The organism is Pseudonocardia sp. ICBG1293 (assembly GCF_020131355.1).
Taxonomy (GTDB): domain Bacteria; phylum Actinomycetota; class Actinomycetes; order Mycobacteriales; family Pseudonocardiaceae; genus Pseudonocardia.
In genome coordinates this window covers 81,077-104,694 of sequence record NZ_JAHLEL010000054.1, presented here as the reverse complement: position 1 = coordinate 104,694, position 23,618 = coordinate 81,077, and the positions used below count along the sequence as shown (strand labels likewise).

The 23,618-nt window shown below is 74.9% G+C and carries 18 protein-coding genes; 14 read left to right on the top strand and 4 right to left on the bottom strand.

Going from position 1 to position 23,618, the window contains the following annotated elements:
* On the bottom strand, nucleotides 1–564 hold the full coding sequence (locus KPF47_RS31175; protein ID WP_075332965.1) for a TetR/AcrR family transcriptional regulator: 564 nt from the start codon (nucleotides 562–564) through the stop codon (nucleotides 1–3).
* Between the two features lie 113 nt (nucleotides 565–677).
* On the opposite strand from KPF47_RS31175, the gene metG reads away from it, so the two are divergent.
* The 10 genes from metG to KPF47_RS31120 all read left to right on the top strand — a co-directional run bounded on the left by metG (nucleotide 678) and on the right by KPF47_RS31120 (nucleotide 13,600).
* Complete coding sequence (metG, locus tag KPF47_RS31170) at nucleotides 678–2,468, top strand: methionine--tRNA ligase (protein WP_224392352.1); 1,791 nt, start codon at nucleotides 678–680, stop codon at nucleotides 2,466–2,468.
* 110 nt (nucleotides 2,469–2,578) lie between these two features.
* Nucleotides 2,579–3,352 carry a TatD family hydrolase gene (locus tag KPF47_RS31165; RefSeq protein ID WP_224392612.1) on the top strand — a complete coding sequence of 258 codons (774 nt, stop codon included), beginning with the start codon at nucleotides 2,579–2,581 and terminating at the stop codon, nucleotides 3,350–3,352.
* Between the two features lie 265 nt (nucleotides 3,353–3,617).
* The gene (locus KPF47_RS39780; RefSeq protein ID WP_305080487.1) at nucleotides 3,618–4,526 is read left to right on the top strand and encodes a resuscitation-promoting factor; all 909 of its coding nucleotides are present in this window, start codon (nucleotides 3,618–3,620) and stop codon (nucleotides 4,524–4,526) included.
* Between the two features lie 43 nt (nucleotides 4,527–4,569).
* A complete protein-coding gene (rsmA, locus tag KPF47_RS31150) occupies nucleotides 4,570–5,496 on the top strand; it encodes a 16S rRNA (adenine(1518)-N(6)/adenine(1519)-N(6))-dimethyltransferase RsmA (RefSeq protein WP_224392351.1) in 927 nt (308 codons plus the stop codon).
* 34 nt (nucleotides 5,497–5,530) lie between these two features.
* Nucleotides 5,531–7,051 (top strand): DHA2 family efflux MFS transporter permease subunit, encoded by a 1,521-nt coding sequence (locus KPF47_RS31145; RefSeq protein ID WP_224392350.1) that lies wholly within the window; start codon nucleotides 5,531–5,533, stop codon nucleotides 7,049–7,051.
* 237 nt (nucleotides 7,052–7,288) lie between these two features.
* On the top strand, nucleotides 7,289–8,131 hold the full coding sequence (locus KPF47_RS31140) for an IS5 family transposase (RefSeq protein ID WP_224386276.1): 843 nt from the start codon (nucleotides 7,289–7,291) through the stop codon (nucleotides 8,129–8,131).
* Between the two features lie 584 nt (nucleotides 8,132–8,715).
* Complete coding sequence (locus KPF47_RS31135) at nucleotides 8,716–9,705, top strand: 4-(cytidine 5'-diphospho)-2-C-methyl-D-erythritol kinase (protein WP_224392349.1); 990 nt, start codon at nucleotides 8,716–8,718, stop codon at nucleotides 9,703–9,705.
* A gap of 30 nt (nucleotides 9,706–9,735) precedes the next feature.
* Complete coding sequence (locus tag KPF47_RS31130) at nucleotides 9,736–11,538, top strand: ABC-F family ATP-binding cassette domain-containing protein (RefSeq protein WP_224392348.1); 1,803 nt, start codon at nucleotides 9,736–9,738, stop codon at nucleotides 11,536–11,538.
* 278 nt (nucleotides 11,539–11,816) lie between these two features.
* Nucleotides 11,817–12,776: an ATP-binding cassette domain-containing protein gene (locus KPF47_RS31125; RefSeq protein ID WP_224392347.1), complete on the top strand. Its 960-nt coding sequence runs from the start codon at nucleotides 11,817–11,819 to the stop codon at nucleotides 12,774–12,776.
* Nucleotides 12,773–13,600 carry an ABC transporter permease gene (locus KPF47_RS31120; protein ID WP_224392346.1) on the top strand — a complete coding sequence of 276 codons (828 nt, stop codon included), beginning with the start codon at nucleotides 12,773–12,775 and terminating at the stop codon, nucleotides 13,598–13,600. The genes KPF47_RS31125 and KPF47_RS31120 overlap by 4 nt, the downstream gene beginning before the upstream one ends.
* A 4-nt stretch (nucleotides 13,601–13,604) precedes the next feature.
* Here KPF47_RS31120 and KPF47_RS31115 read toward each other — a convergent pair whose 3' ends face one another.
* On the bottom strand, nucleotides 13,605–16,742 hold the full coding sequence (locus KPF47_RS31115) for a BTAD domain-containing putative transcriptional regulator (protein WP_224392345.1): 3,138 nt from the start codon (nucleotides 16,740–16,742) through the stop codon (nucleotides 13,605–13,607).
* Between the two features lie 110 nt (nucleotides 16,743–16,852).
* Here KPF47_RS31115 and KPF47_RS31110 point away from each other — a divergent pair, with 110 nt between their 5' ends.
* Entirely contained in the window at nucleotides 16,853–17,221 is a 369-nt protein-coding gene (locus tag KPF47_RS31110) for a DUF6506 family protein (protein WP_224392344.1), read from the top strand.
* Between the two features lie 160 nt (nucleotides 17,222–17,381).
* Nucleotides 17,382–18,197 carry an alpha/beta fold hydrolase gene (locus tag KPF47_RS31105; RefSeq protein ID WP_224392343.1) on the top strand — a complete coding sequence of 272 codons (816 nt, stop codon included), beginning with the start codon at nucleotides 17,382–17,384 and terminating at the stop codon, nucleotides 18,195–18,197.
* On the opposite strand, the gene KPF47_RS31100 is transcribed toward KPF47_RS31105, so the two are convergent.
* Both KPF47_RS31100 and KPF47_RS40515 read right to left on the bottom strand, forming a co-directional pair.
* Entirely contained in the window at nucleotides 18,181–19,005 is an 825-nt protein-coding gene (locus KPF47_RS31100) for an LLM class F420-dependent oxidoreductase (protein WP_224392342.1), read from the bottom strand. The genes KPF47_RS31105 and KPF47_RS31100 overlap by 17 nt on opposite strands.
* Before the next feature lie 59 nt (nucleotides 19,006–19,064).
* Entirely contained in the window at nucleotides 19,065–19,868 is an 804-nt protein-coding gene (locus KPF47_RS40515) for an IclR family transcriptional regulator (RefSeq protein ID WP_224392341.1), read from the bottom strand.
* Between the two features lie 193 nt (nucleotides 19,869–20,061).
* Here KPF47_RS40515 and KPF47_RS31090 point away from each other — a divergent pair, with 193 nt between their 5' ends.
* The gene (locus KPF47_RS31090) at nucleotides 20,062–21,540 is read left to right on the top strand and encodes a DASS family sodium-coupled anion symporter (protein ID WP_224392340.1); all 1,479 of its coding nucleotides are present in this window, start codon (nucleotides 20,062–20,064) and stop codon (nucleotides 21,538–21,540) included.
* 44 nt (nucleotides 21,541–21,584) lie between these two features.
* Entirely contained in the window at nucleotides 21,585–23,612 is a 2,028-nt protein-coding gene (locus tag KPF47_RS31085) for an MmgE/PrpD family protein (RefSeq protein ID WP_224392339.1), read from the top strand.
* Nucleotides 23,613–23,618: the final 6 nt, after the last annotated feature.

Below are 23,618 nucleotides of genomic sequence, written 5' to 3'. Positions count from 1 at the left end.
TCAGCGGGTGAACAGGCACGCCTCGTAGAGCCGGGCCCCGTGCTCCAGGGCCTGCTCCCGGGTGACCGGGCTCTCCGGGTCCAGCCAGGCGAGCACGGTCTCGCCCATCCCACCGAGGCAGAAGTGCCCGGCGACGCGCAGGTCGTCGGGCTCGATCCGGCTGTCGGCGGCGCCGGCGACCATGAGTTCGGCGAAGCCGCGGTTGGCGCTGCGCCGGCGCGCCACCAGCTCCGGGCAGCCGACCGCGTCGATCAGCGCGACCACCCGTCGCGGGTCGCGGTCGACGTCGTCGAACCACGCGGTGAGGGCGGCCCGGATCTGGGCGGCCGGGTTCGGGGCCGCCGACTGCACCGCGGCCATCGTGGCGGCGGCGCGCTCGTCGACGACGTGGTCGAACACCGCGCACCCGAGCTCGACGCCCGAGGCGAACTCCGCCGCGGCCGAGGCGGGCAGCCCGGCCCGCTCCGCGGCGGCTCCGGGGTCGACGGCGGACCAGCCGCCGTCCACCCACTGCTGCAGGGCCGCGTCGAGGAGGGCCTCGCGGTCCCGTTCACCCCGCTCCATGGGCGTCACTATGGCACCGGCCGGGCGGGTGGCCCCGGTTTCCCGGCCCTATCACCATCTTTGGTGATGTGCCGCCGCAGAAGGCGTTGGCGGCGATGAATACGCTGGAGGGCATGAGCAAAGCCGTGCTGACCGCCGTGGCGTGGCCCTACGCCAACGGCCCCCGGCACATCGGCCACGTGTCCGGCTTCGGTGTGCCCTCCGACGTGTTCGCCCGGTACCGGCGGATGGCGGGGGACCGGGTGCTGATGGTGTCCGGCACCGACGAGCACGGCACCCCGATCCAGGTCCAGGCCGACGCCGAGGGGCTGACCCCGCGCCAGCTCGCCGACAAGTACAACGACGTGATCACCGACGACCTGCAGGGTCTCGGGCTGAGCTACGACCTGTTCACCCGCACCACGACGTCGAACCACTACCGCGTGGTGCAGGACATGTTCACCGCGCTGTACAAGAACGGCTACGTCGTCCCGAAGACCCAGCTGGGCGCGATCAGCCCGTCCACCGGCCGCACGCTGCCCGACCGCTACATCGAGGGCACCTGCCCGATCTGCGGCTACGACGGCGCCCGCGGCGACCAGTGCGACAACTGCGGCAACCAGCTCGACCCGGCCGACCTGAAGAACCCGCGCTCGCGGATCAACGGGGAGACCCCGAAGTTCGTCGAGACCGAGCACTTCTTCCTCGACCTGCCCGCCTTCTCCGAGGCGCTCGGCAGCTGGCTGTCGACCCGCACCGACTGGCGGCCCAACGTGCTCAGGTTCTCCGCGAACCTGGTGGAGAACCTCAAGCCGCGCGCCATCACGCGGGATCTGGAGTGGGGCGTGCCCGTCCCGCTCGACGTCTGGTCGGACAACCCGCTCAAGAAGATCTACGTCTGGTTCGACGCCGTCATCGGCTACCTGTCCGCCTCGGTGGAGTGGGCCCGCCGCGGCCCGGACCCGGACGCGTGGAAGCAGTGGTGGACCGACCCGGCCGCCAAGGCCTTCTACTTCATGGGCAAGGACAACATCACCTTCCACTCGGTGATGTGGCCGGCGATCCTGCTCGGGCAGAACGGCGCGGGCGACCGCGGCGGCGAGCCCGGCCCCTACGGGACGCTGGACCTGCCCAGCGAGGTCGTGTCCTCGGAGTACCTGACGATGAGCGGGTCGAAGTTCTCGACCAGCCGCGGGACCGTGATCTACGTCGGGGACTTCCTGCGCGAGTTCGGTCCGGACGCCTTGCGCTACCACATCGCCGTCGCCGGGCCGGAGAGCCAGGACGTCGACTTCACCTGGGACGAGTTCGTCCGCCGGGTCAACTTCGAACTGGCCAACGAGTGGGGCAACCTGGTCAACCGCTCCATCTCGATGGCGCACAAGAACGTGGGTGCGATCCCGACCCCGACGGCGCCCCGGCAGGCCGACGCCGAGTTGCTCGCGTACTCCCGGGCCGGGTTCGACACCGTCGGCGGGCTGCTCGCCCGGAACCGGTTCAAGCAGGCCGCGGGCGAGGCGATGCGTGTGGTCACCGCGGCGAACCGGTACCTGTCCGACCAGGAGCCGTGGAAGCGCAAGGACGACCCGGAGCGCCGGGACACGATCCTGCACACCGCGCTGCAGGTCGTGCAGGACGCCAACACGCTGCTCACCCCGTTCCTGCCGCACGCCGCGCAGAAGGTGCACGAGTCGCTCGGCGGCACCGGGGTGTGGGCCGCGCAGCCGGAGAAGACGACCGTCGACGACCTCGGCGACGGCCCCGCCTACCCGGTCCTCACCGGTGACTACGCGGCCGAGCAGGCCCACTGGGGCTCCTCGCCGATCGAGGTGGGGCGTCCGCTGGCCAAGCCGTCGCCGATCATCGCCAAGCTCGCGCCCGAGCTGGGGGAGACCGGGCCGGAGTGGGCCCCGGTCCAGAAGTGAGCTCCGCGACGGGCGGGGACGGCGCGGCGCCCGCCGGCTCGGCCGCCGACCGTCCCCCGGCCGGCCGGCGTCCCCGGCCGGAGCCGCCCGAGCCCCTCGCCGCGCCCACGATCGACAGCCACACCCATCTCGACGCGTGCGGCTGCGAGACCGACGCCGACGTCGTCGCCGCGATGGACCGGGCGGCGGCGGTCGGTGTGGTCGGCGCCGTCACGATCGCCGACGACCTCGACGGGGCCCGGTTCGCCGTCCGCGCCGCGCACGCCGACGAGCGGGTGTGGGCGGCGGTCGCGCTGCACCCCACCCGGACGGCCCGGGTGCCCGCCGCCGACCTCGCCGAGATCGAGCGGCTGGCCGCGGACGACCGGGTGGTGTCGATCGGCGAGACCGGCCTGGACTACTACTGGGACCACAGCCCGCCCGCCGCCCAGCAGGACGCGTTCCGCTGGCACATCGGACTGGCCAAGCGCACCGGCAAGCCGTTGATGATCCACGACCGGGACGCCCACGACGACGTCCTGCGCATCCTCCGCGAGGAGGGTGCCCCGGACACGGTGGTCTTCCACTGCTTCTCCGGTGACGCCGCGATGGCCCGGGAGTGCGCCGACGCCGGCTACGTGCTGTCCTTCGCCGGTCCGGTCACCTTCAAGAACAACGACGAGCTGCGCGCCGCCGCCGCGCTGGTGCCCGCCGAGCAGTACCTCGTGGAGACCGACGCCCCGTTCCTCACCCCGCACCCGCACCGCGGCCGCGCCAACGAGCCCTACGTCCTGCCGTGGACCGTGCGCGGGATCGCCGCGACCCGCGGGGAGACCGAGGGCCGGGTCGCCGAGACGGCCCGCCGCAACGCCGAACGGATCTTCCGGCTGCGCACAACTGATTGACGCCGCCCGCCGTGCCGGGCGGCGGGGTCGTCGTCACTCACCGTCGACCGTCGCCCGCTCGTCGCCAGGGGCGCGTCGGACCCCCTCCGCCGGGTCACGGTCCGCTAACGTCGCTCGCCGTACCCGCCGGGACGGGGTCGCTCCCCCGACCCGCGGGACGACGACCGGTCCGCTCCCCGCGACGGTTCCGCTCCCCGGCACCGCGCCGGTCGTCGTTCCCGCAGGTCATGCGCCTCATCCCGGACAGCCGAGCCCCCGGGAAGTCATGTCTGCGCGTCACGCTGCTCCGCTCTCCGACGACGAGCTCACGCGTCCGCTGCCCGCTGTGGTGCCCGCCGGCCTCGCCGGCGACGAGGCCGGGTACGTCAGCTACGAGGGCCGGCACCGCCCGGCGGCGCGCTCCCGGGCCGGCGTCCGCACCGCCGCCGCGGCCGCGCTGTTCTCCGTCCCGACCGGTGGCCTCGCCGCCGCGGTGCTCACCGCCCCGGCCGAGCAGCCCACCCAGGAGCTCCGGGCAGGCCTCGCCGCGAACGCCGCCGACCTGGGCGCGGCGTCGATGAACCTCGACCGGTCCTCCTCGGCCGCGTCGTTCGCCCCGGTCGCCGCCCCGACCACCGGCTCGGACATCGTGAACGCCCAGGTCGTCGAGTCGCAGAAGCTCCCGGTGCCGGAGCGGGAGGTGCAGGACGCCTCGCTCGGCGAGGGCACCCGCACCGTCGTCGACCCGGGCCGCGAGGGCGCACGCAGCGTCATCTGGCGGGTCACCTACGACCAGGGCCGCGAGGTCGCCCGCGAGCGCATCGGCGCCGGTCAGAACACCCCGGCCATGCCGCGGGTGGTCAAGGTCGGCACCAAGAAGAAGGTCGAGGAGGTCGCCGGGAAGGCCGCCGCGAAGGCGGGGTCCTCGGCGCCCGCGGTCTCCGGCGGGGCGACCTGGGACAAGCTGGCCAAGTGCGAGTCCGGTGGTGACTGGAGCATCAACACCGGCAACGGCTACCAGGGCGGCCTGCAGTTCAACAAGCAGACCTGGCAGGCCTACGGCGGCGGGCAGTACGCCCCGACCGCGGACCAGGCCTCCCGCGAGGAGCAGATCGCGGTCGCCGAGAAGGTCAAGGACGACCGGGGCGGGTACAGCGCCTGGCCGTCCTGCTCGTCCAAGCTCGGCCTGAGCTGATCCCGCGCGCCGCGCGCCCGGCCCACCCGGCGAGAATGACCCCGTGAGCGACCACGGGACCGACGGCGCACCGAGCCCGAGCGCCGGCACCACCCGCCTGCTGGGCCCGGCCGACGTCCGGGTGCTGGCCGACCGGCTGGGTCTGCGCCCCACCAAGAAGCTCGGCCAGAACTTCGTCCACGACGCCAACACCGTCCGCCGGATCGTGCGGTCCGCAGGCGTCGACGGCGACGACGTCGTCCTCGAGGTCGGCCCCGGTCTGGGCTCGCTCACTCTGGCGTTGCTGCCGGTCGCGGCCCGGGTGCACGTCGTGGAGATCGATCCGGTGCTGGCCGGGCTGCTGCCCGACACCGTCGCCGAGCGGGCGCCCGAGCTGGCCGGTCGTCTCACCGTCACCGGTGCCGACGCGATGCGGGTCGGCGCGGACCGGCTCGCGGCCGACGCCGGGCCCGGCGCGGCACCGCCCACCGCGATCGTCGCGAACCTGCCCTACAACGTCGCGGTGCCGGTGATCCTGCACCTGCTCGCCGAGCTGCCCTCGCTGCGGACCGGGCTGGTCATGGTGCAGGCCGAGGTCGCCGACCGGCTCGCCGCCGGACCCGGTTCGCGCGAGTACGGCGCCCCCAGCGCCAAGCTCGCCTGGTACGCCGCCGCCCGTCGTGCCGGGCCGGTCCCGCGTGCGGTGTTCTGGCCGGTCCCCGGGGTCGACTCCGGGCTGCTCGCCTTCACCCGGCACGAGCCGCCCGCGGGCGCCGACCGGGCCGCCACCTTCGCGGTCGTCGACGCGGCGTTCGCCCAGCGTCGCAAGGTGCTGCGCGGCGCACTGTCCGGCTGGGCCGGCTCGGCCGCCGAGGCCGAGCAGGCCCTGCGCGCGGCCGGTGTCGACCCCACCGCCCGCGCCGAGACCCTGTCGGTGTCCGACTTCGCCCGGATCGCCCGGAACCGCCCGCCGGGGCCCCCTCCCGCCTGAGTGGACCGCGGCCGGGGCAGCGCATGATGGCGCCGTGACACGGGCGAGGGAACAGGTGGTCAGCGCGGACGGGACGAGCCCGTGGCCCGCGCTGTGGGCGCTGGTGATCGGGTTCTTCATGATCCTGGTCGACGCCACGATCGTCACCGTCGCGACGCCGGCGCTCCTGACCTCGCTGGACGCCGACGTCAACTCCGTGGTCTGGGTGACCAGCGCCTACCTGCTCGCCTACGTGCTCCCGTTGCTGGTCACCGGCCGGCTCGGGGACCGGTTCGGGCCCAAGAACGTCTACCTGTGCGGGCTCGCGGTGTTCACGCTGGCCTCGCTGTGGTGCGGGCTCACGACGACCGTCGGCGCCCTGATCGTCGCGCGGGTCGCGCAGGGACTCGGCGCGGCGATGATGACGCCGCAGACGATGGCGGTCATCACCCGGACCTTCCCGGCGGCCCAGCGCGGGCGCGCGATGAGCCTGTGGGGCGCCGTGGCCGGCGTCGCGACGCTCACCGGGCCGATCGTCGGTGGGCTCCTCGTCGGTGGCCTCGGCTGGGAGTGGATCTTCTTCGTGAACGTCCCGGTCGGAGTGGTCGCCTTCGTGGCCGCGTGGCGGCTGGTGCCTGCCCTCGAGACGTCGCGCCGCCGCTTCGACGTGGTCGGCGTGGTGCTGTCCGCCGCGGGCATGTTCCTGCTGGTCTTCGGTATCCAGGAGGGGCAGAAGTTCGGCTGGGGTGCCGGCATCTGGGCGCTGATCGGCAGCGGCGTCGTCGTGCTGGTGGCGTTCGTCGGGTGGCAGCGCGTGATCACGAGCGAGCCGCTGGTCACGCTGCGCCTGTTCCGGGACCGGAACTTCTCGCTGGCCAACGTCGCCATCTGCACGGTCGGCTTCGCCATCACCGCCCAGGGCTTCCCGCTGATGATCTACGCGCAGAGCGTGCGCGGCTTCACCCCGACCGAGGCCGCGCTCCTTCTCGCGCCGCTCGCGATCTTCTCCGGGGCACTCGCGCCGTACACCGGGCGGCTGACCGACCGCGTCCACCCGCGGCTGATCGGTGGCTTCGGCATGTCCACGTTCGTCATCGCGCTGGCCTGGCTGGCCTGGGTGATGGGCCCGGACACCCCGGTCTGGCAGCTGCTGCTGCCGCTCACCCTGCTCGGCATCTCCAACTCGTGCGTCTGGGCGCCGATCTCCACCAGCGCCACCCGCAACCTGCCGATGGACCAGGCCGGGGCCGGATCGGGCGTCTACAACACGACCCGCCAGGTCGGCGCGGTGTTGGGCAGCGCGGGCATCGCGGTGCTCATGGAGTCGCGCATCGCGGCGCTCGTCCCGGGCGCGTCGGCGACCGGCGGCTCCCCCGAGGTCGCGGCCGCCGGCGGCCCGCTGCCCGAGGCACTGCGCGCCCCCTTCGCGACGGCGATGGCCCAGTCCATGCTGCTGCCCGCGGCCGTGCTGGTGATCGGGGTCGTGGCGGTCGCCTGTTTCGCGACGCCCCGTCACCTGGCCGAGCGCCGCGCCGACACGGAGCCCGCCGCCTCCGCCGACTCACCCACCCGGTAGCGACTCCTCCGGAACAGGGTGTCCTCCGGGAGTGGCGTCGGAGGTGGGCCGGGTGTTCGGTCAGGTGGTCCGGACGTGAGGCTCGCGCCGGGCGGTCGCGGGGCCCGTCAACCTGATTCGCTTAGAGGTCGCGCGGATTGGTCACAGCTTGGCCGCGGTCGAGTGTCTGGGGGCGAGGGCGGGTACGGGCCTGCCGATCATGAAGTTATCTACGCTTCGTGATCGTCTGGAGGCCGCGTGCCCACCCTGCCATCATGGCTGACCGAGCCGTTGTGGGACCAGTTCACCGCGCTGCTGCCTCATCGAGACGAGTTCGATCCCACCCATCCGCTGGGCTGCCATCGCCGCCGGATCGCGGATCGGATCGTGTTCGACAAGCTCCTGCAGGTACTGCGGTTCGGCTGCTCGTATGAGGGCATCGCTGACAGCACCTGCTCGGCGACCACCATCCGCGATCGTCGTGACGAGTGGATCAGGCTCGGGGTCTTCGCCCAGCTGCGTCGGATCGTCCTGGACGCCTACGACCGCATCGTCGGTCTGCTGCTGCACGACATCGCCGTCGATGGCGCCATCACCAAGGCCCCCGGCGGCGGCGAGGTCGCCGGTCCGTCGCCGGTGGACCGGCGCAAACAGGGTATGAAACGTTCGGTGCTCGTCGAGGGATACGGCATCCCGCTGGGCCGAGTCCTGGCCGGAGCCAACCGGCACGACTCCCCGCTACTGGGCCCCACCCTCGACCGCCTCGATGCTCTCGGCCCGCTGCCCGACGACATCACCGTGCACCTCGACGCCGGCTATGACTCCGGCAAGACCCGCGACACGCTGGCCGAACGAGGCCTGCACGGCGAGATCGCGCACAAGGGTGAGAAAGCGCCGATCCAGGCCACCCGCCGCTGGCACGTCGAGCGGACCAACGCTTGGCACAACAGCTTCAACCGGCTGCAGCGCTGCTACGAACGACGAGAAATCGTCGTCGACGCGTTCTTCGACCTCGCCGACACGATCGTCACACTCCGTAGCTTGATTCGGCAGGCCTGGACCACACACCGCTGGAACGCCCGACCTGCACGACGTCCATGATCACCAACCAATCCGCGCGACCTCTTACTCGGTAAGCGAATTCCGAGACACGGTGCCGGGGGCCGGCGTCGGCGGTGGGCCGGCGGTGCCTGCGGTGTCGGTGGGCCGGCGGTGTCGGGTAGGCCGGTGTCCGGTGTCCGGAGCGGGGCCCTGGGGGCTCCGCCCCCGGTGGGGCCGGTGGGGTCAGTGGGGTCAGTGGGGCCAGGAGGTGGCCAGCGGCCACCGCCGGTGGGGCGGGAGGTGACCAGTGGCCACCCCACGGCAGTGCCGCCCTGCTCGGCCCGGCCCTGCTCGGCCCGGGCCGGTACCGATTCTCCGAATTCGCTTACCGGGTAAGCGGATTCGCCGGGGAAGGGGTGCCCGTGAACGGGGCTGATCGCCCTGCCGCGGCACCCGGCGCCGCAGCGCTGGGGCCGGATCGGCTGGGGTCGGATGGGTCGAGCGGGTCTGTCGGGGTCGGATCGGCGGGGTCGGGCAGACGGGGTCGGGCCGGACGGATCGAGCAACCCGGCCGGCCGGTGAGCCCGGCCACCCCGGGAGCCGGGCGGCGGCGGCCCGTCCCGCGCTGCCCGTAGGGTTGAGCGGTGCTGTCCGCCGTGCCGCGACCGGTCACCGTCCGGGTTCCCGCGAAGATCAACCTGCACCTCGCCGTCGGCGGGGTGCGGCCGGACGGCTTCCACGACCTCGTCACGGTCTTCCACGCCGTCAGCCTGTTCGACGAGATCTCGGTCGAGCGGGCGGAGGAGCCGGCGCTGGAGGTGCACGGCGACGGCGTCGCCGAGGTGCCGCTGGACGCCACCAACCTGGCCTGGCGGGCGGTCGAGCTGCTCGCGGAGCGGGCCGGGCGTGCGCCGGACGTCCGGGTGACCCTGCGCAAGGGCATCCCGGTCGCGGGCGGTATGGCGGGCGGCTCCGCGGACGCGGCGGGCACCCTCGTCGCGCTGTCCTCGCTGTGGCGGCTGGAGCTGGGCCGCGACGAGCTGTTCGAGCTGGCCGCCGAGCTGGGCTCGGACGTGACCTTCGGCCTGCACGGTGGCACCGCCCTCGGCACCGGCCGCGGCGAGAAGATCATTCCCGTGCTGGCCCGGCACCGGCTGCACTGGGTGATCGCGCTCGCCCGCGGTGGGCTCTCCACCCCGGCGGTGTTCTCCGAGCTGGACCGGCTCCGCGGCGACGGTCCGGTCACCGAGCGGCCGGTCGAGCCGGTCCTGGAGGCGTTGTCCTCCGGTGATCCGCGCCGTCTCGCGCTGAACCTCGGGAACGACCTGCAGGCCGCCGCCGTCTCGATGGCCCCGGACCTGCGCCGGACGCTGCGCGCCGGGGTCAACTCCGGAGCGCTCGCCGGACTGGTGTCCGGGTCCGGGCCGACGTGCGCGTTCCTGTGCGCCGACGCCGACTCCGCCGTCGAGGTCGCGACCGAGCTCGCCGGCATGGGGGTGTGCCGGACGGTGCGGGTCGCCCACGGTCCGGCCGGCGGCGCCCGCGTCGTCGACACCTCCGAGAACGGCGGCGACCACCCCCCCGACCGCGGTGGTCCCTCGAGCTCCGGCTCGTGGCCCCCGGTCCGTGCCTGAGACCTGCCCTGCCCGATGGTGGAGATGTAGTTGCCCGAGAACCTGCTCAACCTGGAGAACGTCACCGCGCACGTGCCCGGTGACGCCTCCCGCGTCCTGCTCGACGGCGTCTCGCTCGGCGTCGAGCGCGGCGACCGGATCGGCGTCGTCGGCCTGAACGGCGGCGGGAAGTCGACCCTGCTCGACGTGATCACCGGTGACCGCCCGGTCGAGGGCGGCCGGGTCAGCAGGCTCGGCGGCCTGCGGATGGCGCACCTGGTGCAGCACGACCGCTTCCCGGCCGGGTCGACGGTGCGCGACATCGTCCTCGCCGAGTACGGCGCGGACCACGAGTGGGCCGCCGACGCCCGGGTCCGCGACGTCCTGGACGGGCTGGCGATCTCCGACATCGAGCGGCCCACCGACGGCCTGTCCGGTGGCGAGAAGCGCCGGGTCGCGCTCGCCGCGGCGCTGATCGGGGAGCTCGACCTGGTCGTCCTCGACGAGCCCACCAACCACCTCGACGTCGAGGGCATCGGCTGGCTCGCGACGCACCTCACGGCGCGGCGGATCGCGCTCGTCGTCGTCACCCACGACCGCTGGTTCCTCGACACCGTCTGCACCCGCACCTGGGAGGTCGCGAACGGGAGGGTCGAGTCCTACACCGGCGGCTACGCCGACTGGGTCTACGCCCGTGCCGAGCGTGGCAGGCAGGCCGACGCCGCCGAGCAGCGCCGCCGCAACCTGGCCCGCAAGGAGCTGGCCTGGCTGCGGCGCGGTCCGCCCGCCCGCACGTCGAAGCCCCGGTACCGGATCGAAGCCGCCGAGGCCCTGATCGCCGACGTGCCCGCCCCGCGCGACACCGTCGAGCTGATGGCGTTCGCGACCAACCGGCTCGGACGCACCGTGCTGGAGCTGGAGGACGCGACCGTCTCCGTCGCCGGACGGACCCTGCTCGACCACGTCACCTGGCGGCTCGGCCCGGGCGACCGTGTCGGCATCGTCGGGATCAACGGTTCCGGCAAGACGACGCTGCTGCGAGCCCTGTCCGGCGAGCGCCCGCTCGACTCCGGCAGGCGCGTGCAGGGCAGCACCGTGAAGATGGCCCAGCTGTCCCAGGAGCTGGTCGACCTGCCCGCCGAGATGCGCGTGCTGGAGGCCACCGAGGCCGTCGCCAAGTACGTGCGGTTCGGCAAGCAGGAGATGACCGCGTCGCAGGTCCTGGAGCGGCTCGGGTTCCCGGCGGCCCGCCAGTGGACGCCGGTCGGACGCCTGTCCGGCGGTGAGCGGCGGCGGCTGCAGCTGACCCGTCTGCTGATGGACGAGCCGAACGTACTGCTCCTCGACGAGCCCACCAACGACCTCGACGTCGACACCCTCGCCGGTCTGGAGGACCTCCTCGACGGCTGGCCGGGCACGCTGGTGGTCGTCAGCCACGACCGGTACCTCACCGAGCGGGTGTGCGACCAGGTCGTCGCGCTGTTCGGCGACGGGCACCTCACCCACCTGCCCGGCGGGATCGGCGAGTACCTGACCCGCCGCGCCGCCACCGGCCACGGTCCGGCCGGGGCGGCGCCGACCGCGCCGGTGCCGGCGGGTGCACCCGTGGCGCGGGCGGCCGGGCCGAAGGTGGGCGCCGCCCAGCAGCGGGCCGCCCGCAAGGACGCCCAGCGCCTGGAACGGCGGATGGAACAGCTCACCGCACGGGAGGCCGGGCTGCACACCGAGCTGGCCGAGGCCGCGACCCGGCCCGACCGGCTGATGGAGCTGGACCGGGAGCTGAAGGCCGTCGTGGCCGAGCGCGAGGGCGTCGAGCTGGAGTGGCTCGAGGCCGCCGAGCGCGCCGAGGGATGACCACGGCCTCCTACCCCGGTAGGAGGCCGCCGGGGTAAGAGATCGGTAGTTCGACCGATCCGCGACCCCGGTGCACACGGATACCGTCGTACTCGCGTCACGGCGGGCTGGGGAGCATCGCCGGGGCGCGGGGGGAGAGACGGGCCGGTTCCGTCGCCACGGTCGGGGGGTGGCGACGGGGCCGGGCTCGTCGCGTTCGTCCCGCCGCCCCGCGGCTGTCACCGCGGTGCCAGCGCCGCACCAGGGCCGTGTCAGCGCCCGGGCGCACGCTCGATCCCATGAACACTCCCGCAATCGAGGTCGACGGCCTGGTCCGGACCTTCGGGGACGTCCGCGCCGTCGACGGGATCTCCTTCTCCGCCCGGCGTGGCCAGGTCCTCGGGCTGCTCGGCCCCAACGGCTCGGGCAAGACGACGACCGTCCGCATGCTGGCCACCCTGCTCCCGCCGTCCGGGGGCCGGGCCGCGGTGCTCGGCCACGACGTCGTCGCCGACGCCGCCGGGGTCCGCCCGCTGATCGGCCTCACCGGTCAGTACACCGCCGTCGACGAGGCCCTGACCGGACGCGACAACCTGTACCTGATCGGCAGGCTGCTCGACCTGCCGCGCGCCGCCGCCCGGGCCAGGGCCGTCGAGCTGATCGACCGCTTCGGGCTCACCGACGCCGCCGGTCGGCGCGTCGGTACCTACTCCGGCGGCATGCGCCGGCGGCTCGACCTGGCCGCGAGCCTCGTCGGGCGCCCGCAGGTGCTGTTCCTCGACGAGCCCACCACCGGCCTGGACCCGCTGCACCGCAACGAGGTGTGGGACGCCGTACGCCGCCTCGCCGAGGACGGGGTCACCGTCCTGCTCACGACCCAGTACCTGGAGGAGGCCGACCAGCTCGCGCACGATCTCGTCGTGCTGGACCGGGGCCGGGTGATCGCCTCCGGCACTGCCGCGGAGCTGAAGTCCCGTGCCGGTGGGCGACGCCTGCACGTGCGTCCGGAGCTGGCCCGCGAGGCGCCGCTGGTCGCCGCCGTCGTCGCGCAGGAGACCGGCGCCGAGCCGACGGTCGAGCCGTCCGGTGAGGTCACCGCGGCCGTCACCGACCACGGGGCGCTGCGGCGCACCGAGGACCGCCTGCTGACCGAGGGGGTCGCCGTCGCCGAGCTCGGTGTGCGGCTGCCCAGCCTCGACGACGTCTTCCTGTCCCTCACCGGCCACGCGGCCGAGACCCCTTCCGGAGACATCCGATGACCACCACCCTCCAGACCCCGCCCACGACCCCGCGGTCCGGCCGGGCGTCCACCTCCGCCCCGCTGCTGCCCTCGACCCTGCGGCACGGGCTGGCGCTGGCCCGCCGCGGGATCGTCAAGACCGTCCACTCCCCGGAGGCCCTGCTGGACATCACGCTCCAGCCGGTCGTCTTCCTGCTTCTGTTCGTCTACGTCTTCGGCGGCGCGATCGCCGGCAACAGCGCCGACTACCTGCACTACGCGCTGCCCGGTGTACTGCTGCAGACGGTGGTGTTCGCCTCCGCGGGCACCGGCGTCGGCCTGGCCGAGGACCTCAAGACCGGGATCTTCGACCGCTTCCGGAGCCTGCCGATCTCGCGGGCGGCCCCGCTGGTCGGCGCGATCGGCGCGGACCTCGTCCGCTACGTGACCTCCGGCGTGATCATGCTGGTGCTCGGGTTCGCGCTCGGGTACCGCACCCCGGCGGGCCCGCTCGGGATCCTCGCCGCGTTCGGTCTGGTCGTCGCGTTCGCGTTCGGCCTGTGCTGGGTGTTCACCGCGCTCGCGATGGTGGTGCGCCAGCCCCGTTCGGTGCAGGGCCTGTCCGCGCTGATCATGCTGCCGCTGACGTTCGCGAGCTCGGTGTTCGTGCCGACGCAGACCATGCCGGGCTGGCTGCAGGGCTTCGCCGCGGTCAACCCGGTGTCCCGGACCGCGGACGCCGTGCGCGCCCTGCTCGACGGTGCACCCGCGGGCGGGGCGGCGACGGTGTCGCTGCTGGCCTCCGCCGTCCTGATCGCGATCTTCGCGCCGCTCGCGGTCGCGCTCTACCGCCGCAGCGCCTGAGCGCTCACGGCACCGGGGGGACGTCCCGCGCGGTGGCCCGGCCCCGGTCGGCCGCCGCGCCGGCCGCGGCCGGGCCCAGCCGCGCGAGCACCCCGTCCCGGGTGGCGACGACGTCCGGGTCGCCCAGGTGCAGCGTCCCGCGCCGGGCCTCGGCCACGCCGAGCAGCTCGCCGGCCCGCTCGGCGTCACCGGAGCTCAGGGCCCAGCGGGCGGCGACCTCCGCGGTCCGGCCGAGCACCGGGCCGTCCTCGGCCGCGACGGCGGCGTGCGCGGCGAGCACCACGTGCTCCCGGGCCTCGTCGAGACGGCCGAGCGCGAGCAGCGCGGCCGCGACGAGGCCGTGCACCACCGCCTGCCGCTGCAGCTGCCCCGGGCCGGGGCCGGTGAGCCCGTCGGCATCGGCGAGCAGGTCCAGCGCCTGCTGCGGGTCACCGAGCCGCAGCTCGACCTCGGCGCGCGTCCAGGTCGTCCAGACCCGGACCTGGGGCTCGGCGGGCCCGTCCTCGACGGCGCGCCGCAGGTGCTCGCAGGCGGCGGGCCCGTCACCCCGGCGGGCGGCGAGCGCGGCGAGCTGCATCCGGTACTGCGGGACGTCGTCGGCGTTGCCGAGTGACGACGACAGCTCCACCGCCTCGGTCCACGCCCGGCGGGCGGCGTCGTGGTCGCCGGCCAGGTCCTCCAGCTCACCCAGCGCGAACGTCGTCATGCCGAGGCCGAAGCGGTCCCCGACCGTGGCGAACAGCGTGTGTGCCGTCCGCAGCCGGTCGCGCTGCACGACGAGGTCGCCCGTGTTCTCCGCATCCGTGGCGATCACCTGCGCGGCGATCGCCCGTAGCCAGGGCGGGCCGTCGCCGTCGGCGAGATCCTGGAGCGGGGCGCGGTCAGCGGCGTCGAAGACCCGGGTCACCGGCCCGACCAGCTCGACGAGCGGGTGCCGGGGTGCGGGCAGCTGCTCCCGCAGCGCGGCGACGGCCGCGACCTCCGCGCGGGCGGCGTCGGGATCGGGGGCGAACGCGGCCAGCACCACCGCCCGCAGCGCCCGGGTGAGGGCCAGCGCGGGTGACGGATCACCGGCCGGGACCGTCGCCACCCGGTCCGACCAGTGCTGCAGCGACGCGTGGTCGCCGCGGACGAGCCAGCTCCAGGCGAGCGCCGCGAACAGCCGGTGGGCCCGGTCGGGCTCGGCGGCCGCGACCGTCCGCTCCAGCGCGCGGACGGCCTCGCCCTCGACCGCGCGGATGACGGCGAGCTGGTCCAGCTGCTCACCCGTGCGCAGCCGCGGCTCGCCCGGCTCCAGCAGCGCGAGCAGGTGGTCGGCGTGCGCGGCGACGACCGCGTCCCGCTCGCCGGACCCGTCCAGCAGCGTCGCGGCGTACTCGCGGATCGTCTCCAGCATCCGGTACCGGGTGGCGCCGCCGTCCGGGTCCGGGACGGCGACGACCAGCGACTTCTCCACCAGCGCCGGCAGCAGCTCGAACGCCTCGTTGCCACAGACGGCCTCGGTGGTGCCCGCGGTGACCGGTCCGGCGAAGACCCCGAACCGGGTCGCGAACAGGCGCTCGGCGGGGGAGAGCAGCTCCCAGCTCCAGTCCACGACCGCGCGCAGCGTCTGGTGCCGCGGCAGCGCGGTACGGGCCCCGGTGACGAGCAGCCGGAACCGGTCGGCCAGCCGGTCGGCGATCTCCGCGGGCGTCATGCTGCGCACCCGGGCGGCGGCCAGCTCGATCGGCAGCGGCTGGCCGTCGAGGCGGGCGCAGATCCCGGCGACGACCTCCTCGTGCCCGTCGAGGGTGAACCCGGGCCGGACGGCGGCGGCCCGCTCGGCGAACAGCCGTGCGGCCGGGCCCGGGGCGAGCGAGCCCAGCGGGTGCAGGACCTCGCCGGGCACCCCCAGCGGCTCCCGGCTCGTCGCGAGCACCCGCAGCCCTGGCTCGGTGCCGAGCAGGTCGTGGACCAGGTCGGCGACGTCGCCGACCAGGTGCTCGCAGTTGTCGAGGACCAGCAGCAGCTCCCGCCCGGCCAGCGCCGTCCGGAGCCGGGTCCTGGCGTCCGGTCCGCCACGCTCGCCGACGGCCAGCTCGGGCCCGCCGACGGCGTGCAGCACCGCGGGCGCCACCTGGTCACCGCCGGTGAGCGCGGCCAGCTCGGCGACGGCGACGCCCGCGCCGGCGTCGCGCACGGCCTCCTGGGACAGCCGGGTCTTGCCCGCGCCGCCCGGCCCGACCACGGTGACCAGCCGCGCGGTGCCCAGCAGCGCACGGACCCGGGCGAGGTCGGTCTCACGGCCGACGAACGAGGTCAGCGGCAGGGCCCGTGGCGCGGGCGCCCGGCCGTTGCGGGACGGCGGCGCCACCGCGGACGGGGTCGCCGCGGAGGGCGCCACCCGCCCCGCGCCGGCGGTCACGGGCCGGACGGGCCCCGGCGGGTCGTCGCGCAGCAGCGCGGTGCGCACCCGCATCAGCTCCGGCCCCGGGTCGACGCCGAGCTCGTCGGCCAGCGCGGCCCGGGTCCGGTCGAGGACGGCCAGGGCGTCCGCCCGGCGCCCGCCGGCGTGCAGCCCACGGGCCAGCGCGACGGCCGCGGTCTCGCGCAGTGGCTGCCGGTCCAGGACCTCGGTCAGGGTGTCGAGCCCGGCCGCCGGTATCCCGCAGGCCAGCCCGCGTGCGGCGGGCTCCTCCGCCGCGGTGGCGCGGGCGTCGGCGAGCCGGGCCGCGGCCGGGCCGGCGAACGCCAGGTCACCGAGTCCGTCGAGGGCCGGGCCGCGCCACAGCCCGATGGCCTCGCCGAGCAGGGCGCGGGCACGGGCGTCGTCGGGCTCGGTGGCCGCCGTCCGGCGCAGCGCGGCGAACCGCAGCGCATCCACCTCGTCGGGGTCGGCGGCCAGCAGGTAGCCGCCCGCCGTGGAGCGGATGCGCTCGGTACCGAGCGCACGGCGCAGCCGGGTGGCCAGCGACTGCAGGGCGTTCGCCGTCGACGGGGGCTGCTCACCCCAGAGCGCGTCGACCAGGGTCGCGGTGCCGACCGGGCGCCCGGCGTCGAGGGCGAGGCGGGCGAGCAGCCCCCGGACCCGCGGGCCCGCGGGCAGCAGCTCGCACCCGTTGCCGTCGGTGACGGAGACGGGGCCGAGCAGCAGGATCGACATCATGGTCATTGTGCCCCGGAACGATGCCGGGGGCGTGCGGCGGAGGTCGCTCCGGACGGTGCGCCCGGAGCCCTTGACCTGAAGCCGGGTTCAGCTCCGACGATCGCTGCATGACCACGGAGACGGCCCGCTGGGCCTACCTGTTCGAGCACCCCGGCGCCGACCCGGCACGCGACCGCCTCGTGCTGGAGTCCGGCGGGCAGCGGTCGCTGGTCGTCGCCGTCGCGTCCACCGCGGACGCGCCCGACGTCGCCGCCGGTCTGGTCCGCGACGAGCGGGTCACCCTGGTGGAGCTCTGCGGAGGCTTCGGCAGCGGCGACGTCGCCGCCGTCGCGGCCGCGGTCGGCGACCGTGCCGCCGTCGGGCACGTCGTCTTCGGCGCCGACCAGATCCCGGCCGCCGCGGCCTACGCGAGCGCCGCCGCAGCGGCGGCCACGGCCACGGCCGGGGTGCGCCCCGGGCACCCGCCGTCGGGGTGAGGCAGCGGGTGCCCCGACACCACCTCGCACCGGTCGTGGACCGGCGGGCCCGCGGCTCACCCCGTCACCGGGGGTGACGGAGGCGGGACCGAGCAGCCGGATCGACGTCCTGGTCATCGTGTCCCGGAACGATGTCGGGGCGTCGTGGCACGGTGGGACCGTGGAGCTGGATGACGAGTTCGTCGTGGACGGTCACCGGGTGCGCTGGACCGCACGGGGCTCGGGGCTGCCGGTGGTGTTCTGCCACGGCACCCCCTGGTCGTCGTGGCTGTGGGCGCCGATCGCCGCGGCGGTGGCCGGGTCGCACCGGGTCCTGCTGTGGGACATGCCGGGCTACGGGGTGTCCGGGCGCAGCGCGGACGTCTCGCTCGGCGTCCAGGGCCGGGTGCTGGCCGGGCTGCTCGAGCGGTGGGACCTGCCCGAGCCGCCGCATGTCGTCGTCCACGACTACGGCGGCGCCGTCGCCCTGCGTGCGCACCTGCTGCACGGCGCGGCCTACCGGTCGCTGACGCTGGTCGACGTCGTCGCGCTCGCGCCGTGGGGTTCGCCGTTCTTCCGGCTGGTGCGGGAGAACGCCGCGGTGTTCGCGGCGCTGCCGGGGCCGCTGCACGAGGCACTCGTCCGGGCCTACGTGCGGGGTGCCGCGCACCGGCCGCTGCGGCCCGCCGACGAGGACGCGCTGGTCGGGCCGTGGTTGGGCGAGCAGGGTGCGGCCGCGTTCTACCGCCAGATCGCGCAGGCCGACCAGCGTTTCACCGACGAGGTCGAGCCGCGCTACGGCGAGCTGGACCTGCCGGTGCAGGTGGTGTGGGGCACGGAGGACACCTGGATACCGGTCGACCGCGCGCACCGGTTGGCCGCAGCGGTGCCGGGGGCCGAGCTGCACCTGGTGCCCGGGGCAGGGCACCTGATCCAGCTCGACGCCCCGGAGGTGCTCACCGCGCTGGTGCTGGGGGCGCTCAGCCGGACGCCGTGACCACCTTCGCCAGCTCGTCGAGCTTCGCGAGGGTCTCGGACTCGGGCAGCGTCGGGAGGAGGAAGGTGACCCGCTCGACACCCGCCTCGGCGTACCCGGCGACGACGTCCGGGTCCGGCTCCCCGCCGAACACCGTGGTCGGCACGTCCGGCTTGCCGCGCTCGGCCAGGTCGGCGCGGACCCGGCGGATCTCGTCGAAGGAGGTGTGCCCGCGCGGCAGCCAGCCGTCACCGACCTCGGCGAGCCGGTTCAGCGCGGCCTCGCTCTCCCCGCCGAGGTAGATCGGCGGGGTGCGGTCCGGCTTGGGCCAGGAGAACGAGCGGTCGAGGTGCAGGTACTCGCCGTGGAACTCGGCCTCGTCCTCGGTCCACAGTGCCCGCAGCGCGTGCAGCTGCTCGGTCATCAGCGGGCCGCGGGTCCTCGGGTCGACGCCGTGGTTGCGCATCTCCTCGCGGTTCCACCCGGCGCCGACACCGAACAGCAGCCGCCCGCCCGACACCAGGTCCAGGCTCGCGGTCTGCTTGGCGGTGTGGATGATGTCGCGCTGGGGCAGCAGCACGATGCCGGTGCCCAGGAGCAGGTCGGTGGTCGTCCCCGCCATCGCGGTGAGGGCGACGAACGGGTCGAGCGTGCGGTAGTAGACCCGCGGCAGGTCACCGCCGCCGGGGTAGGGCGACTCCCGGCTGGTCGGGATGTGCGAGTGCTCGGCGAGGAACACCGAGTCGAATCCGCGCTCCTCCAGCGCCCGGCCCAGCGGCCCGGGACGGATGCCCTCATCGGTCACGAACGTTGCGATGCCGAACTTCATGATGCCGTGTACCCATCCGTCGTCGATCGCACGCGGGCTGCGGGTGCCGGGCGGCTCTGTCAGCCGTCCGGCGGGACGGGGGCCCCGGTCCCGCCGAGACGGGCCGACAGCTCGTCGACCGCCTCCCGCAGCACGGGCACGAACCCGACGAGCTCGTCGCGGCCGGCCCGGACCGCCGGGACCGACACCGACAGTGCGGCGACGGCTCCTGTGTGGTCGAAGACCGGCATGGCCACCGCCACGACGCCGGGGACGCGCTCCTCCAGGGAGATCGCAAAGCCCGCGCGTCGCACCCCCTCGATCTGCCGGTCGAGTCGCTCCTGTGCCGACGGGGCGTCGGCCAGACGCCGGCGGACCAGCGCGAGCCGCTCCGGCGCGGCGTGGGCGAGCAGTGCCTTTCCCGGCGCCCCTTCGTGGGCGGGGCGGGCGACGCCGAGATCGGTGTAGATGCGTCGGAGCGGCTGCTGGGACTCGACCTGGGCGATGGTCCGTCGGCTGGGCTCGGCGTCGAGCACGTGGAGGCCGACGGTCTCGCCGGTCCGGTCGCGCAGCTGAGTCATGATCGGGACGGCCTGTGACTCGAGCGTCAGCTGTTCCCGGGCCACCTCGCCGAGACCGAGCAGTCGGGGACCGAGCGAGTACGCGGTCGAGTCCGCCGCCTGGGCCATGAACCCGTGGCTGGCCAGCGCGCTGACCAGGCGGTGGGTCGTCCCCCGGGTCAGCCCGGTGAGCCGGGCGATCTCGGAGATCCCGGCGACCGGTCGGGCGCGGGAGAAGACGGACAGGATCGCGACCGCCCGGTCGATCGACTGGACGCCACCGCCCGAGTTCGGTTCGGCGGTGTCGTCGCGTCGTGCCTCCACGGGCCGGAGCCTAGCGAGCGCCCCGGCCGGGCCGGGCGTTGCCGTCGCGGCGCAGGGTCGTCTACGGTGCCCGCATTACGGTACGTCGTTTCGGAAGGTGGGCACCATGACAGTGCAGTCAGGGGATCGCGCCGGCGCGTCGGGCGGTGACGGGGCAGGTGCCACGGCGCCGGCAGCCGGCCGCTTCGACACCGTGCGGAGCCGGATCGGGATGCCCGCGGGGCCGCTCGCGTTCGTCGCGGTGCTGCTGCTGGCCGACGGTCTGGTGTGGCCCCAGCGAGCACTGGCCGCGGTGTTCGTGCTGGTGATGATCTGGTGGGTCACCGAGGCGCTGCCGCTGGCGGTGACGGCCGTCTTCGCGGTCCTGTTGTGCGTCTTCCTCGGGGTCGCCGACGAGGAGACCGTGCTCGGGGCCTTCGGGACCGACACGATCTTCGTGTTCCTCGGCGGCTTCGTCATCGCCCGGGCGATGAGTGTGCACGGGCTCGACCGCCGGATCGCGCTCCGTGCGCTGTCGGTGTCGGGCATCGCAGGATCGCCCGTGCGGACGATGATCGCGTTCGGTGCGATGGCGGCCACGATCTCGGCGTTCGTGTCCAACACCGCGACCGTGGCGATGCTGCTGCCGATCGGGATCGGCATCGTCCGCTCGGTGAGCACGGTGAGCGTCCGCGAGGGGGGTCCCGACCTGTCGCGTTCCCGCTGGGCGACGTCGGTGATGCTCATGATCGCCTACGGGGCGTCGATCGGGGGACTCATCACCCCGGTGGGTGCGCCGCACCAGCTGATCGGCCGTGACCTGGTCGAGTCGCAGACCGGTCGCACCATCGGCTTCGTCGAGTGGGTGACGATGTTCCTGCCCGTCGTGCTGGTCATGTTCGTGGTGCTGGCCGCCCTGCTGCTCCTGCTCAACCGGCCCGAGGTCACCCGGCTCGACGGCGCCGCCGAGTTCGTCGCCGAACAGCGGGCGGCCCTCGGCGGCGTGACCCGGGGGGAGAAGAACACCGTCGTCGCGTTCGTCGTCGCCGTCGTGCTCTGGACCGCCCCGGGAGTCCTCGGCGCGGTGATCGGCGAGGACTCCCCGGTCGTGCGCTGGCTCACCGAGCACGCGACCGAAGGGGTCGCGGCCGTCTTCGCGGCCACCCTGCTGTTCCTGCTGCCCGCCCGCTCGGCGGATGACGGGGGCCGGGTCCCGACGCTCACCTGGGCCGAGGCGGTCAAGATCGATTGGGGCGTCATCCTGCTCTTCGGCGCCGGCACCGTGCTCGGGTCGCTGTCGTCGGAGACCGGTCTGGCCAGGACGTTCGGCGACGGTCTCGCCTCCGGGCTCGGGGTGTCGTCGCTGGTGGCGGTGACGGTGCTCGCGGCCGTCATGGCCCTGCTCGTGTCGGAGACCACCAGCAACACCGCGAGTGCCGGGATCGTCGTGCCGATCGTGGTCCCGATCGCGGTGGCCATCGGCGTCGACCCGCTGATCCCCGGACTCGTCGCGACGGCCGCGGCCGGGTACGGCTTCATGCTCCCGGTCTCGACCCCGCCGAACGCCATCGTCTACGGATCGGGCCTCGTCCCGCTCACGAAGATGATCCGCAGCGGCGTCGTCTTCGACGTCCTCGGGGTGACGGTGCTCGTCGTCGGCGTCCTGCTCATGGCCCCCCTGGTCGGCCTGTGACCGGCCGTCCTGCCCCGCACCCCACGACCCAGGAGAGAACGCCGGTGTCCCACACCCTGCACACCCTCGCCCGACGGATCCTCGACCGGCGCGACCCACTGCCGGACGAGGTGCTCGCCGCGGCCCGGCGCACCGTCGCCAACGTCGTCGCCACCGCCGTCGGTGCGGCCGGCGCCCCGGCCGTGGACGCGGTCGTCGCGGCCTCCACCGCGATGGCACCGGGCGGCACCGCGGTCGTCCCCGGCCGGCCCGAGCGTCTGCACCCCCTCGACGCGGCCCTGGCCACCGGGCTCGCCGCCCACCTCGACGACTTCGACGACACCCACCTGCGTACCGTGATCCATCCCGGCGCCGTCGAACTGGCGACGCTGGTCGCGCTGCAGGACGGACAGGCGACCCGGGACGCCGACGAGGTGCTCACCGCCGTGTCCTGGGGCGTCGAGGCACAGCTGCGGCTGGGCAACGCGATCTCGCCCGAGCACTACGACGCCGGCTGGCACATCACCGGCACCTGCGGCCCGGTCGGCGCCGCGGTGACGGCGGGCCTGCTGCGAGGGCTCGACGTGGACCGCCTCGCCGTCGCCACGGCGCTCGCGGCCGGCGGCCCGGTCGGCAACCGGGAGGGTTTCGGGTCGATGACCAAACCGTTCCACCCCGGGCAGGCGGCCGTCGTCGGCCTGCGCGCGGTGCAGGCGGCCGTCGACGACGCCCCGTGGCCGGGTGACGTGCTCACCGGCCCGTCGGGTCTCGCGACCCGGCTCGCCGCCGGGGTGTTCCGGCCCGGCGAGCTGCTCGACGACCTCGGCACCCGGTGGGAGCTGTGCGCGAACACCTTCAAGCCCTACCCCTGCGGCATCGTGACCCACCCGGCGATCGAGGCCGCCGAGGCCCTGCACGCTGGCCTCCCGGCCGGTGACACCCGTGTGATCGAGGAGGTCGAGCTCGTCTGCCACCCGCTCGTGCCCGAGCTCACCGGCAACACCGACCCCGCCGACGGGCTGCAGGCCCGCTTCTCCACCGCGCACGGCATCGCGGCCGGTCTGCTCCTCGGACAGGTCGGCCTCCCCGCCTACGACGACGACCTGGTGCACCGCGACGAGGCGGCCCGGCTGCGCTCCCTGGTCCGCTTCTCCGCCGGGGACGGCTGCGCCCGCGACGCCGCCCGGCTGCGGATCCGGATCGGGGACGAGTGGCGCCACCACGACGTCGTGCACGTCCGGGGGAGCCTGGCCCGCCCGATGACCGACGACGACCTGGCGGCGAAGGCACGCGCGCTGGTCGAGCCGACGCTGCCGGGCCGCGCCGCCGAGCTGGGCCGGGCGTGCCGGGCCACCGGACCCGGCTGGGTGCCCGCGTTGCTGGCCGCGACCGTGCCCGACCGGGCGCTGCCGCGTCGGGCGCCGGAGTCCGCGGTCCCCGTCTCCGGGGCCGACGCGGCGCTGGCCGAGCTCGTCGCGCACGGCGCGGTCCGGCCCGGCCCGCGGGGCGCGGAGCTGCTGGGCCACCTGGCAGGCCGGGGACGGTCCGCCCTCGACGACGCGCCGCATGAGCCCGACCCGCGCCGCCGGGCCATGCTGGTGACGCGCGCGCTGGGCAACGGGCACGACCCGGCGGTCGTCGCAGCGGTGGCCGCCGCCCTGGCCTGCGGCGACGGCACCGACGCGATGGCGCCCGCCGCGGCGGCCGGCGTCGCCCTGGACCTGGCACGGACGCTGGCGGTGCCGTCCGCCGCGGTCGTCCGGGTGGCGGCGGCGCTGGCGGCCGCAGCCGCGGCGGGCGCCCCGCCCCGGACCGTGTTGCACGCCCTCGGGCTCGCCGCCACCCAGGTCACCGGTGTGGCCGGGGACTCGGCGAGCGACGTACTGCGTGCATCGGCGCAGGCCGACGCGGTGCTCGACGGTGTCGCCGCGGCCAGGCTGGCCGCGGCCGGGGTCACCGGGCCCGCGCAGCCGTTGCACGGCAGGCGCGGTCTGGTGAGCCTTCTGGGCGTCGGGGACGCGCGACGACGGGTGACGACCGCGGAGACGGCGTCGGCGGCGCTGGAGGAGGCGGCGCCGGTCGTCGCGCTGTGACGGGAC